Source organism: Flavobacterium psychrolimnae, from assembly GCF_003312425.1.
In the GTDB taxonomy this organism is placed as follows: domain Bacteria; phylum Bacteroidota; class Bacteroidia; order Flavobacteriales; family Flavobacteriaceae; genus Flavobacterium; species Flavobacterium psychrolimnae.
On the sequence record NZ_QNUX01000006.1, the window covers coordinates 174044 to 186567 of the forward strand.

Annotated in this window: 11 protein-coding genes; 6 read left to right on the plus strand and 5 right to left on the minus strand. The window is 35.7% G+C overall.

Features of this window, described 5'->3' with window-relative positions:
* Positions 1–20: 20 nt before the first annotated feature.
* From DR980_RS08380 to DR980_RS16340, 4 genes are all read right to left on the minus strand, one after another.
* On the minus strand, positions 21–422 hold the full coding sequence (locus DR980_RS08380; RefSeq protein ID WP_113634962.1) for a group III truncated hemoglobin: 402 nt from the start codon (positions 420–422) through the stop codon (positions 21–23).
* 60 nt (positions 423–482) lie between these two features.
* Positions 483–1019: a DUF4136 domain-containing protein gene (locus DR980_RS08385; protein ID WP_113634965.1), complete on the minus strand. Its 537-nt coding sequence runs from the start codon at positions 1017–1019 to the stop codon at positions 483–485.
* Between the two features lie 48 nt (positions 1020–1067).
* Entirely contained in the window at positions 1068–3050 is a 1983-nt protein-coding gene (locus DR980_RS08390; protein WP_113634967.1) for a urocanate hydratase, read from the minus strand.
* Positions 3051–3127: 77 nt separating this feature from the next.
* The gene (locus tag DR980_RS16340) at positions 3128–3304 is read right to left on the minus strand and encodes a DUF5522 domain-containing protein (RefSeq protein WP_167400549.1); all 177 of its coding nucleotides are present in this window, start codon (positions 3302–3304) and stop codon (positions 3128–3130) included.
* A gap of 937 nt (positions 3305–4241) precedes the next feature.
* On the opposite strand from DR980_RS16340, the gene DR980_RS08400 reads away from it, so the two are divergent.
* The 4 genes from DR980_RS08400 (at position 4242) to hemL (ending at position 9292) form a co-directional block, all read left to right on the plus strand.
* The gene (locus tag DR980_RS08400; protein WP_113634971.1) at positions 4242–6074 is read left to right on the plus strand and encodes a T9SS type A sorting domain-containing protein; all 1833 of its coding nucleotides are present in this window, start codon (positions 4242–4244) and stop codon (positions 6072–6074) included.
* A gap of 91 nt (positions 6075–6165) precedes the next feature.
* A complete protein-coding gene (locus DR980_RS08405) occupies positions 6166–7062 on the plus strand; it encodes a 1-aminocyclopropane-1-carboxylate deaminase/D-cysteine desulfhydrase (protein WP_113634974.1) in 897 nt (298 codons plus the stop codon).
* Positions 7055–7975 (plus strand): glucosaminidase domain-containing protein, encoded by a 921-nt coding sequence (locus tag DR980_RS08410; protein WP_091164966.1) that lies wholly within the window; start codon positions 7055–7057, stop codon positions 7973–7975. The genes DR980_RS08405 and DR980_RS08410 overlap by 8 nt, the downstream gene beginning before the upstream one ends.
* Positions 7976–8005: 30 nt before the next feature.
* Positions 8006–9292, plus strand: coding sequence for a glutamate-1-semialdehyde 2,1-aminomutase (gene hemL, locus DR980_RS08415; protein ID WP_091164963.1), 1287 nt, complete (start codon positions 8006–8008; stop codon positions 9290–9292).
* A 63-nt stretch (positions 9293–9355) separates the two neighbouring features.
* Here the strand turns inward: hemL and DR980_RS08420 are convergent, their stop codons facing one another.
* On the minus strand, positions 9356–9820 hold the full coding sequence (locus DR980_RS08420; protein WP_208630801.1) for a hypothetical protein: 465 nt from the start codon (positions 9818–9820) through the stop codon (positions 9356–9358).
* A 195-nt stretch (positions 9821–10015) separates the two neighbouring features.
* On the opposite strand from DR980_RS08420, the gene DR980_RS08425 reads away from it, so the two are divergent.
* Entirely contained in the window at positions 10016–10504 is a 489-nt protein-coding gene (locus DR980_RS08425) for a c-type cytochrome (protein WP_113634976.1), read from the plus strand.
* 16 nt (positions 10505–10520) lie between these two features.
* Entirely contained in the window at positions 10521–12494 is a 1974-nt protein-coding gene (gene nosZ / locus DR980_RS08430) for a Sec-dependent nitrous-oxide reductase (RefSeq protein WP_113634978.1), read from the plus strand.
* The last annotated feature ends 30 nt before the right edge of the window (positions 12495–12524 follow it).

Sequence of the window (12524 nt, forward strand, 5' to 3'; positions counted from 1 at the left end):
TTAAAAACCCACTTCAAAAACTAGGAATTGTTCGTTTGATTTTTCTCAAGATTGCGGAAATAGTCAATTTTGTAATTAAACATTTCAGCCATATTTTTAGCGCGAAGCTTTGCTTCTTCGGCTAATGGACCTACAAATAGACTATCAGTAGTTTTAGTGAAAATTTCCATCCAGCGGTCAAAATGTTCTTTGGCAACTGGTAATTGTTTGTGTGGCGGAAATGGACTTCCGGAATACGAATGCACTTCAAGTAAAATAGTTTGCCAAAAACGGTACATTTTTTCCAGATGTTCGGGCCAGCGGTTGCCTATTTTTTCGTTGAATATAGGTCCAATAAATTCGTCTTTTTGAACTTTAGAATAAAAAGTATCAACCAGTAATTTGATATCGTCGAATGTAGTAATGTCGGTTTGTGGTGTCATGATGGGGTATAAAAAAAGCCTACGCAAAGGTAGACTTTTATGTTTGAATCTGATGGGAAACTATTTTGCTTTAGGTGGAAATTGTTCTAAAATTTTAGCAACAAATTCGTTGATTCGTTTTTCTTTTTCACTGCGATTTTCCGTCAAATAACCAACGCCTTCTCCCTGCCAAACTAATTCTTTTTTCTTGGCATCAATTAAATCGATGTATAATCTTCCTTCTGTTGATGAAGAAACATAAGTGCTACGGCCTCCCCATAAATAAGGATTCCATCCCCATCCCCAACCGTAACCCCATCCTGCGTTGTATTGGTTTACGTCAATTCGTTCTCTTTCTTTGGTAAGTATATTAATCAGCAAATCTGGATTTTCGCTTTTGGTCATGCCTTTTAAGCTTAATTCTCGGTCTATTGCATTGAGTATTCTTTTTTTATCTAATTCTGAAATCTCAACTTTATCGATGCCTTTTTTATGAAAAGCGTATGTTTTATATTGACTAAAATCTACCTTGTTATCATAATCGGAATATACTCTTACGGAACTGCAAGATGCAACTACGAAAAGTAAAAGTACTGGGAGGAGTTTAATTGCTTTCATGGCTTGATTATTAGATTACTAAATGTTATTAAAGATACGTTCAAATTTTTAAAAATCCAACAAATTGTCGGCAACTATATTAGGGATGGTGACTTTCAACAAAGGTTGCGTTTCCATTGCTCTTTTGATGGCAAATAGTGCGCCTTCGTTTCTAGCCCAGCTTCTTCGGGAAATCCCATTGTTGACATCCCAGAAAAGCATTGATGCTAAACGTTTTGACGCTTCTTTTGAACCATCAAGAACCATACCAAATCCACCGTTAATTACCTCGCCCCAGCCAACTCCTCCGCCATTATGAATGGAAACCCAAGTGGCGCCACGAAAACTGTCTCCAATCACGTTTTGTATCGCCATATCTGCTGTAAAACGGGAGCCGTCATAAATATTTGAAGTTTCTCTGTACGGCGAATCAGTGCCGGAAACATCATGGTGATCGCGACCCAAAACGACAGTTCCTATTTCGCCTTTGGCAATAGCCTGATTAAAAGCTTCTGCAATTTTTACGCGTCCTTCAGCATCAGCATAAAGGATTCGGGCTTGGGAACCTACAACCAGTTTATTTTCCTGAGCGCCTTTTATCCAGTGAATGTTATCCTGCATTTGTTGCTGAATTTCTTCGGGAGCCGTTTTTGCCATTTCTTCTAGAACTTGGCAAGCAATTAAATCTGTTTTGGCTAAATCTTCCGGTTTTCCAGAAGCACAAACCCATCGAAAAGGACCAAACCCGTAATCAAAACACATGGGCCCCATGATATCCTGTACATAACTAGGATACCTGAAATCGATGTGATTTTCCGCCATTATATCAGCACCGGCGCGGGAAGCTTCCAATAAAAAAGCATTTCCGTAATCGAAGAAATACGTTCCTTTCGCAGTATGTTTATTGATAGCAGTCGTATGACGGCGTAATGTTTCTTGAACTTTTATTTTAAATAATTCAGGATTATCAGCCATCATTATATTCGCTTCTTCAAAGGAAATATCAGCAGGATAATAACCGCCCGCCCAAGGATTGTGCAACGAAGTCTGATCAGAGCCTAAATCGATATGGATGTTTTCTTCGTCAAATTTTTCCCAAACATCAACCACGTTTCCAAGATATCCGATGGAAACAATTTCATTATTGGCTTGTGCCAAAGCAACTCTTTTCACTAGTTTATCCACATCATCAATCACTTCATTGATCCATCCTTGACTGTGGCGAATGTGCGTTATTTTTGGATTTACTTCGGCACATACGGTAATACAACCCGCAATATTTCCTGCTTTAGGTTGTGCGCCACTCATTCCGCCTAAACCAGAAGTGACGAATAAGCCGCCTTTTGGGCTGCGTTTTATTTTTCTAAAACCGTTCAAAACGGTAATGGTTGTTCCGTGTACAATTCCTTGCGGACCAATGTACATGTAACTTCCTGCCGTCATTTGTCCGTATTGAGAAACGCCCAAGGCATTCATTTTTTCCCAATCGTCCGGTTTAGAATAATTAGGAATTACCATTCCGTTTGTTACAACAACTCGCGGAGCTTCTTTATGTGAAGGAAACAATCCCATTGGATGACCGGAATACATGGTTAAGGTTTGCTCATCGGTCATTTCCGATAAGTATTGCATCGTCAATAAATACTGTGCCCAGTTTTGGAAAACGGCGCCATTCCCACCATAGGTAATTAACTCATGCGGATGTTGTGCCACGGCATAATCCAAGTTATTTTGAATCATCAGCATAATCGCTTTTGCCTGTTCGCATTTTCCAGGATATTCAGTAATTGGTCTTGCATACATTTTATAATCCGGACGCAAACGGTACATGTAAATACGTCCGTAGGTTTCTAGTTCTTCTGAGAATTCTTTGATTAATTCAGTGTGATGTTGCGGTTCAAAATACCGTAAAGCATTGCGCAAAGCCAGTTTTTTTTCTTCTGTAGAAAGTATTTCTTTACGCTTTGGTGCGTGATTGATGTCGGTTTCGTATGGTTTTGGTTTTGGTAAAACCGAAGGAATTCCCTGTTGTATTTGTTCTTGAAAAGTCATGTTTTAGATGTGTATTGTGTTGTTGTAAATGCGAATTTATCCAATTAATGATACTGAATAATACGACTTAACACTGCTTACTTTTTATTACTTCCTGTTTTTTTATCAAAACCATACGGACAATGACGACAACCACTTTTACAGCAATATCCTCGCTTTAAATGGTGTTTTTCGGTAAAACATTTATATCCTTCCGGTGTGTAATAGAAATCTTCCCCTTCTATCAATTTATTTTCATTACTTTGGTCAATCATATTTGGGAATGTTCTATTGTAAAATTCATTTAGTTTTTATGATTCAGCGACGTCAACTCAAACGATTGAGTATTTCATTAAATAGAACCATTTTATCATTACAAATTTATAAATTTTATAGCGAATGTTTCTGATTGTTGCTAAATATTTAATTCCAAAAGGATTTCGTGGATTCACACTATTTCCTTTTGTATTGGTAAAATATCCGGAAGACAAACAAAATATAATTTTAGTCAATCACGAAAAAATCCATCTTCGACAACAGCTTGAATTATTAATACTTCCTTTTTTTATTTGGTATCTGTTGGAATATCTTTTTCGCTTGGTTCAGTATCAAAATGCAAATTTGGCTTATAGAAATATCAGTTTCGAGCGGGAAGCGTATTCGAATGAATCAAATTTAGACTATTTAAAAAACCGATCTATTTTTCAATTTTGTAACTACTTGTTTTTGAAAAAATAGCTTTTTGTACACAAACTGAATTTTTTGTTGGAAGAATCTAATTTTTTTTTAATCAAAAAAAAATACTTTTCTCACAGCTAGATCTTATTCTATTTTAAAAGACAATCACTTCAAAATTAAAGCACTTTTTTTACAAAAAATCACTGTTTAACAATTAGGATTATTTTCTTCTGTTTTTAAATTTAATTATGTAAGAAATTATATATTTAAAATACAAAAAGATGTATTTAAACGATTATTTGTACTTTTTATCGGTATTTGTACAGTTTGCTAATGTGTTTTTTTCGTAGATTTAACCCATAAAAGGAATTATTCTATTAGTTTCATTGAAAATGGGAAGAAAAAGGCTTAAAAACTATAAAAAATTATGTCTAATAGATTCATAGTAAGTTTTTTAAATGCTTTATGATAATTGGAAAAACATAGGATTAATAAATAAAATATTGGTTACAAATTAATTTAAATCAACCGCTTATGAACTCAAAAATACTTAAAAAAACACTGCTAGTTGTGACTGGTTTTTTAATTCAGAGTAATGTAAATGCACAAATGTATGTAAGTCCAAATACTTACGTTTTTGCAAGTAATGAAGTTGTTTTTATAAAACAACAACTAGAGTTAAATGCGGCAACCAGCAATTTTTATCTAAGGGAAAATGCGCAGTTGTTGCAGGGTTCAATTACGGCTGGGGCAAATAAAGGTCTGGGAAGTTTGTCTGTTTTTCAAGAAGGGAATACTAATAATTTTCAATATGATTACTGGTGTTCTCCAGTGGGAGGAACTATTGCTGCGGCTGGAAATTCTCCTTTTGGAGTGACTCAACTTAAGGATGTGAGTGGTTTAGTAACTTTTAATGAACCTTCGATATTGTCAATGAATAATTATAACGGTACCGCAAGTCCATTAGCGATAGCACCGTTTTGGATTAATAAATTAACAGTTTCATCACAATATTCAAGTTGGATTCAGGTAGGATCTAATTCCAGTTTGAATGCTGGAGAAGGATTTACTATGAAAGGTACGTCAGGCACAAATGGATTTACTATAAACGGAGTTCAGAATAATCCCGGAAGTAAACAGCGTTATGATTTTAGAGGAAAACCAAATGATGGGACCATAAGTATTCCTGTTGCAATTGAGCAATTTACATTGACAGGGAATCCGTATCCATCAGCAATCGATTTATCTGCTTTTTTAATTGAACAAACAAATTGTAGCGGAATAGCTTATTTTTGGGAGCAGGATAAAACTGTGAATTCGCATTATATAGCGGATTACAAAGGAGGTTATTCTACTTTTGCCCCTGGTAATTTGGGAAGCACAGGAGTTTATGTTCCTGCCACTTTTTATTCGTATGATGGCTCAGGAAATGAAGGCAGTGCAGGTGGAACTGGAGGAACTTATGAAAGACGTTTTTCACCGATTGGTCAGGGGTTTCTAATCGATGGCATCGCAAACGGTTTTGTCGAGATGAAAAACAGTTACCGAATGTTTGTCAAAGAGCCAGCAAGCAGTCCTGCACCTGAAAAAATGATAAAATCTACCAAAACAAGAAACAATACTGGTTTCATGGAGCCGGTGCAAGCGGTATCGGGATTTGACTACACAACAGTAAGTTTAGCACCTACGCCACAAATAAAGTTCAATACGTTGATGAACAATCAAGGGGTGCGTCAATTGGCTTTGGCGTTGATTCCTGAAGCCACTGATGGGATTGATCGTGCGATGGATGCCATGTCTTCAAGTGACAGCACTCCGGCTGATGTTTACTTTGTTTTAGAAGGATCAGATTTTGTGATTAATGCTGTAAATTTTGACATTGATAAAAAAATCCCAATTGGTTTTAGAAATGCAAAAGCAGCCAATTACAAAATTACGGTTCAGGAAATGATTAATTTCACGGCTGCCAACACCGTTTATCTACACGATAAAGTAAGGGATTTATATTATGATATTACAAATGACTTTCATGAATTAGAATTGCCGGCAGGAGAAAATAATACTCAGTTTGAAATTACTTTTAAAACGAACACTACTTTAGGAGTAGAGGAAACAGCCAAGCAAAGTTTTGTGATTTTTCAAAATAATTCAACAAAAAATTTAACAATCGATAATCCTTTATTGATGGATCTTGAGACTTGTGGTTTATACGATGTAGCGGGTAAATTGATTTTTGTTAAACAAGATTTAGGGGTTGATGCCTCGTATAAATTTTCAACTTCAGGTTTAGGAGATGGAATATACATTGTAAAATTGAGTACCAAAGACAAATTGGTTGTTGGTAAAAAAGTGATTATTAAAAACTAGAATGTATTTAAAAAAAGCACCAAAAATGCAATCTGTAGAGGTTGCATTTTTTATTATAGATTAATTTTACCTTTGTAAAAAATAAAATGGTTTGAATCAAAAGGTACTAACATCATTTCCGAAGGCTATTTCTGTCCAAATCAAAAGGGAAGATTTGATACATCCTTTCGTTTCGGGAAACAAATTCAGAAAGCTAAAATACAATTTGCTTCAGGCAAAAACAGAAAATTACGAAACGCTGTTGACTTTTGGCGGCGCTTTTTCAAATCATATTGCCGCAGTGGCTTTTGCAGGAAAAGAGAAAGGATTTAAAACCATAGGAATTATTCGTGGAGATGAATTAGGTAGTAAAATCGCGGAGAATCCCACGTTATCATTCGCTCAAAATTGCGGCATGCAACTGGAATTTATTTCAAGAGAAGAATACCGTTTGAAAAGTGAGAGTTCATTTTTAGAAAATTTAAAAGTAAAATTTGGCAGTTTTTATCATATTCCAGAGGGTGGAACTAATGCGTTAGCTATCAAAGGCTGTCAGGAAATTCTAACTGAAGATGATGCTGAATTTGATTATATTTGTTGCTCAATTGGAACTGGCGGAACCATTTCGGGAATTATTAACAGCGTTTTACCGCATCAAAAAGTTTTAGGTTTTCCCGCCTTAAAAGGTGATTTTTTAAAAGAGGAAATTCATAATTTCACCCAAAATGAGAATTGGGAGGTAATTACCGAGTATCATTTTGGTGGATACGGAAAAGTAAATGAAGCATTAATCGGATTCATCAATCAGTTTTATACCGAAAATCAAATTCCCTTGGATCCCATTTATACGGGAAAGATGGTTTTTGGCGTTATAGATTTAATCAAAAAAAACTATTTTCCGGCTAAATCAAAAATTTTACTAATTCATACGGGTGGAATTCAGGGAATCCAAGGAATGAACATTAAATTAAAAAGCAAACAATTACCAACAATAGATATCTATGTTTAAAAAAATCCTACTAGCTTTTACAATAATTTCTTTGATTGGTTGTAATGCCACAAAGCCGGTTATTGTAACTTCAAAAAAAGCGCCTTTAAAACAAAGAACAGAAATAGTTCAGACTACCAAAAAAACTGCTGCTATACGTTCTAACACAACGAAACAAATACTTTCAAAACCAGTAAAACAACAACAGCAACAACAGAGTAATCAAGAAACGGAGGTAATCGTTTCAACTTCAAAAACACTTGTCACGAATGATGTAATTAAAACTTATATTTATCAATTTAAGGATATTGCAATGGGAAACATGAAGAATTATGGAATTCCTGCAAGTATTATTTTAGCTCAAGGAATTCTTGAATCTGGCGCTGGAAGAGGTGATTTAGCCAAAAACTCCAATAATCATTTTGGAATAAAATGCCATGCTGGCTGGACAGGAGAAAGTGTGAAACACGATGATGATGCCGCACAGGAATGTTTTAGAAAATACGATAATCCATCAGAATCGTACAAAGATCATGCGTTATTTTTAACTGGCAGAAGCAGATATGCTAAGCTTTTTGGATTTTCAAAAGGAGATTACAAAGCTTGGGCAAAGGGGCTTAGAGCTGCGGGATATGCTACTGATCCAAAATATCCAGACAAATTAATTTCTTATATTGAGCGGTATAATTTGCACGAGTATGACAATCAGGTTTTAGATGTAAATTACGTGTCGAATGAAAAACAAATGGTGCAGGAATTAACAATAGAATCTAAAAAGCCAATAGATCAAGGTTTAACTTCATATGTGGTTCAAAAAGGAGATACGCTGTATTCTATTTCGAAAAAATTTGAGTTAAGGGTTGAGGATTTAAAACAAAGAAATAATCTTTCGGACAATGCCCTTTCTATTGGACAAAAATTGGTAGTAAAATAATTTTAAATAACTATAATTCATAATTCATAAATGTTGTATAAAAGAAGCAGTCAGCTTTTTGCTGAAGCAGAAAAAGTAATTCCGGGAGGTGTAAATTCACCAGTAAGAGCTTTTAAAGCAGTGGGTGGAACTCCAATTTTTGTCAAAAGTGCCAAAGGTGCTTATTTGTACGATGAAGATGGAAACCGTTTGATTGACTATATCAATTCTTGGGGGCCAATGATTTTAGGACATGCTTACGAACCGGTAGTACATGCCGTGATAGAGAAAGCGAAGTTAGGAACCTCGTTTGGAATGCCAACAGAATTGGAAACACAAATTGCTGCTTTAGCCGTTGCGATGGTTCCAAATATTGATAAAATTAGATTTGTAAACTCGGGTACCGAAGCTTGTATGAGTGCTGTAAGACTAGCTCGCGGATTTACCAAAAGAGATAAAATAATAAAATTTGCCGGTTGTTACCACGGTCATTCGGATTCGTTTTTAATCCAAGCCGGAAGTGGAGCCATTACTTTTGGTTCACCAAACAGCCCTGGAGTTACGGCAGGAACAGCCAAGGATACTTTGCTTGCAAAATACAATAACTTAGAAAATGTAGCTACTTTAATAGAAGCCAATAAAAATGAAATTGCAGCTATAATCGTAGAACCTGTTGCGGGGAATATGGGTTGTATTCCGCCCAATAAAGGCTTTTTGGAAGGCTTACGCCAATTGTGTACCGATAACGGAATTCTGTTGATTTTTGATGAGGTTATGACTGGTTTCAGACTCGCTGCCGGCGGTGTTCAGGAATTATTCAATATTACGGCTGATATCGTTTGCTTCGGGAAAGTAATCGGTGGAGGATTGCCTGTTGGTGCCTTTGCCGCCCGCGAAGAAATTATGAATTATCTAGCTCCGTTAGGTCCTGTTTATCAGGCAGGAACATTGTCTGGAAATCCGTTGGCAATGGCTGCAGGATTAGCAATGCTGCAAGCTTTAGATACTGATCGTGCTATTTTTCAAAGATTAGAGGAAAAAACAGCGTATTTGGCTGCAGGAATTGATAAAGTGTTGAAAGCAAATAATGTTACCTTTACAATCAACAGCATTGGCTCGATGATTTCAGTTCATTTTGACGCTGCTCCTGTTATAGACTTTCAAACCGCTGCAAATGGCGATAACGAAACGTTCAAGAAATTCTTCCACGGATTATTGCAGGAAGGAATTTATATTGCGCCATCCGCTTATGAAACGTGGTTTATTACCGATGCATTAACGTATGAGGATTTAGATTTTACCATTCGAGCGATAGATAAAGTTTCGAAAACATTTTAATAAAAAAAGCCCCAAATTTGGGGCTTTTTTATGAACTAAGATGAAATAGTTTAAGTAAACGGATTATTTTTTATCACTCATTTCTGCAGGTTTTCCATCTTTATGGTGCATCATTCTTTTTTTCATTCCGTGATGTCTTTTCCCTTTCATGTCATCCCATTTTTTGTATTGGTCTGCTGAAAGAATTTTTTTCATTCTTTCTTTCATCACAATTTGCTCGTCTAACATTTTACTTTTTTTAGCAAAACGTTCGTCAGCAGTAAGTTGTTTTTTAGCCGAATCTTTACTTGCTTTTCGTTCTGCCATTCTAGCTTCTCTTTTTGCACTTTGTTCCGCAATGATTTTACTCATTTCTTTTTGTTGTGAAGCATTCAAATCTAATTCCAAAGTCATCTTTTTTAAGTGCAATTGGTTTCTTTGCTCCGGAGTCATTTGCTCCATTTGAGCTCTCTCTGGTCTTGCTTTTCTTTCTTGTGCAAAGCTTGTCATTCCGACAACTAATAATGCAACGATAAATAATTTTTTCATGTGTATTGTTTTAAGTTTTATAGATATAAGATAAGGATTGGTTTGAAAAGTTTAATCGTTAACAAAAGTTTATCGTTTGGTTTTTTGATTAAAAGTATAAAAATGACAAAAAATACTTGATTAAGTATGATTCCAGTCATAATTAATGCGCTAATCTAATCGCAAATTTGTTAAACAATTCTAAAAACAATTTCTATGTACAAATTAACTTTTTTTGTAGTTGCATTCGTAATGTTGACTTCATGTGGTGATAAAACCAAAACTAATGATGACTTTTCAAAAGATACTGCTGCGCCTTCTGAGGAATCTGCGACAAACCCAACAGATGCAGTTACGTATGATCCAAATAGAGGTATTGGAAAACACACCTCAGTAGATTTAGGCGATAAATTGGATGTGGCAATGGCTGCCGAAGGAGAAAAAATCCAATCCGTTAAATGTTCTTCTTGTCACAAATTGACCGATGAGAAATTAGTAGGTCCAGGATGGAAAGGAGTTACTCAAAGACAAAAACCAGAATGGATTATGAACTTTATCACCAATCCTGACCCAATGATTGATAAAGACCCAAAACTTCAAGCACAATTAGAACTTTGCTTGGTTCGTATGCCAAATCAAGCTTTGACAGATGTTGATGCAAGAAACTTGTTGGAATACATGCGTAAAAACGATGGGGTAAAATAATTTAATTCAAAATAAAATGAACAATATTTTTATAAAAACAAGTCTTGCCATAGTTTTGGTTGGTGCATTTTTTGGCTCTTGCAGACCTAAAGATACAGCTGATGCCGTAGGTGGTGACGCAGCTCAAAAAGTCTATGTTGCTCCGGGAAAATATGACGAATTCTATAATTTCGTTTCAGGTGGTTTTAGCGGACAAATGAGCGTGTATGGTTTGCCAAGTGCACGATTGTTGAGAGTAGTTCCAATATTTTCTCAAGATCCACAAAGTGGTTACGGATACAGCGAAGAAACGAAACCAATGTTGAATACTTCTCACGGTTATGTGCCTTGGGATGATCAGCACCATTTAGAATTGTCTCAAACCAATGGTGAAGTTGATGGTCGTTGGATTTTTGCTAATGCCAATAACACACCCAGAATTGCCCGTGTTGATTTGAAAACGTTCAAAACAGTTGAAATAATTGAATTACCGAATAGTGCAGGAAACCACTCTTCTCCATTTATTACTGAAAACACAGAATATGTGGTAGCTGGAACCCGATTCAGCGTTCCTACTGATGAAGCTAACGGTGATGTGCCTATTAATACCTACAAAAAAAATTTCAAAGCCTATTTGAGTTTTGTAAAAGTAGGAAAGGCAGGTGAGATGGATATTGCTTTCCAAATTGAAGCGCCGGGAGTAAATTTCGACTTAAGTCATGCCGGTAAAGGTAAATCTCACGGTTGGTTTTTCTTCTCTTGTTATAATACAGAACAAGCCAATACTTTGCTGGAAGTGAATGCTTCACAGAATGACAAAGATTATATTATGGCGGTAAACTGGAAAAAAGCTGAAGAATATATCAAAGCTGGAAAAGGAAAAAAAGTGAAAACTAAATATGTACACAATACTTGGGACGAAAAAACGCATACTGCAAAATCTGAAATGAGAACTGAAGTATTAGTTTTGGATTCTAAAGTGTTAAAAGACATTTGCTACATGATTCCTTGTCCAAAATCACCTCACGGATGTGATGTTGATCCTACTGGAGAATACATCATAGGCAGCGGAAAATTAGCGGCTTTAATTCCTGTCTTTAGTTTTGACAAAATAAAAAATGCTATTGCAAAAAAACAATTTGATGGCGAATATGAAGGTATTCCTGTTATCAAATATGAGGCTGCTTTATATGGTGAGGTAAAAAAACCGGGATTAGGACCCTTGCACACTGAGTTTGATGGAAAAGGGAATGCGTATACCACTTTCTTTGTTTCTTCAGAAGTGGTGAAATGGGACATTAAATCATTGAAAATTTTGGACAGAGTACCTGTTTATTATTCTCCTGGACATCTTTCTATTCCTGGTGGAGACAGTAAAAAACCATTTGGAAAATACATGGTAGTTTATAATAAAATTACAAAAGACAGATACTTACCAACAGGTCCTGAATTAGCTCAAAGTGCACAATTGTTTGATATTAGCGGTGTTAAAATGAAGCTTTTGCTGGACTATCCAACTATTGGAGAACCGCATTATGCACAATCTGCTCCAGCTGATTTGATTAGAAACAATGGTCAGCTGAAATTTTATAAAATCGAAGAAAATAATCACCCTTTTGTTGCCAAAGGAGAAAAGGAAGCTAAAGTAATCAGAAAAGGAAACCAAGTTCATGTCTACATGACTTCCATACGTTCTCACTTTGCTTCTGATAATATCGAAGGGGTCAAAGTAGGGGATGAGGTGTATTTTCATGTCACTAATTTAGAACAAGATTGGGATGTACCCCATGGATTTGCTATAAAAGGTGCTGATAATGCCGAGTTGTTAATCATGCCGGGTGAAACAGCCACTTTGAAATGGATACCAAAAAAAATCGGGATATTTCCTTTTTATTGTACTGATTTTTGTAGTGCGTTGCATCAGGAAATGTCAGGATATCTAAGAGTTTCTCCTGCGGGAAGTAGTGTTCCTTTAACGTTTAGCTTAGGAACAAATATGCCGGCTAAATAAGAATCACTTCAAATTCAAGAGGGAACAAAT

Coding starts and splice junctions, on each gene's coding strand:
- DR980_RS08420 (WP_208630801.1), bottom strand. CDS start 9,820: ATGAAAAAATTATTTATCGTTGCATTATTAGTTGTCGGAATGACAAGC.
- DR980_RS16340 (WP_167400549.1), bottom strand. CDS start 3,304: ATGATTGACCAAAGTAATGAAAATAAATTGATAGAAGGGGAAGATTTC.
- hemL (WP_091164963.1), top strand. CDS start 8,006: ATGTTGTATAAAAGAAGCAGTCAGCTTTTTGCTGAAGCAGAAAAAGTA.
- DR980_RS08380 (WP_113634962.1), bottom strand. CDS start 422: ATGACACCACAAACCGACATTACTACATTCGACGATATCAAATTACTG.
- DR980_RS08390 (WP_113634967.1), bottom strand. CDS start 3,050: ATGACTTTTCAAGAACAAATACAACAGGGAATTCCTTCGGTTTTACCA.
- DR980_RS08400 (WP_113634971.1), top strand. CDS start 4,242: ATGAACTCAAAAATACTTAAAAAAACACTGCTAGTTGTGACTGGTTTT.
- DR980_RS08425 (WP_113634976.1), top strand. CDS start 10,016: ATGTACAAATTAACTTTTTTTGTAGTTGCATTCGTAATGTTGACTTCA.
- DR980_RS08385 (WP_113634965.1), bottom strand. CDS start 1,019: ATGAAAGCAATTAAACTCCTCCCAGTACTTTTACTTTTCGTAGTTGCA.
- nosZ (WP_113634978.1), top strand. CDS start 10,521: ATGAACAATATTTTTATAAAAACAAGTCTTGCCATAGTTTTGGTTGGT.
- DR980_RS08410 (WP_091164966.1), top strand. CDS start 7,055: ATGTTTAAAAAAATCCTACTAGCTTTTACAATAATTTCTTTGATTGGT.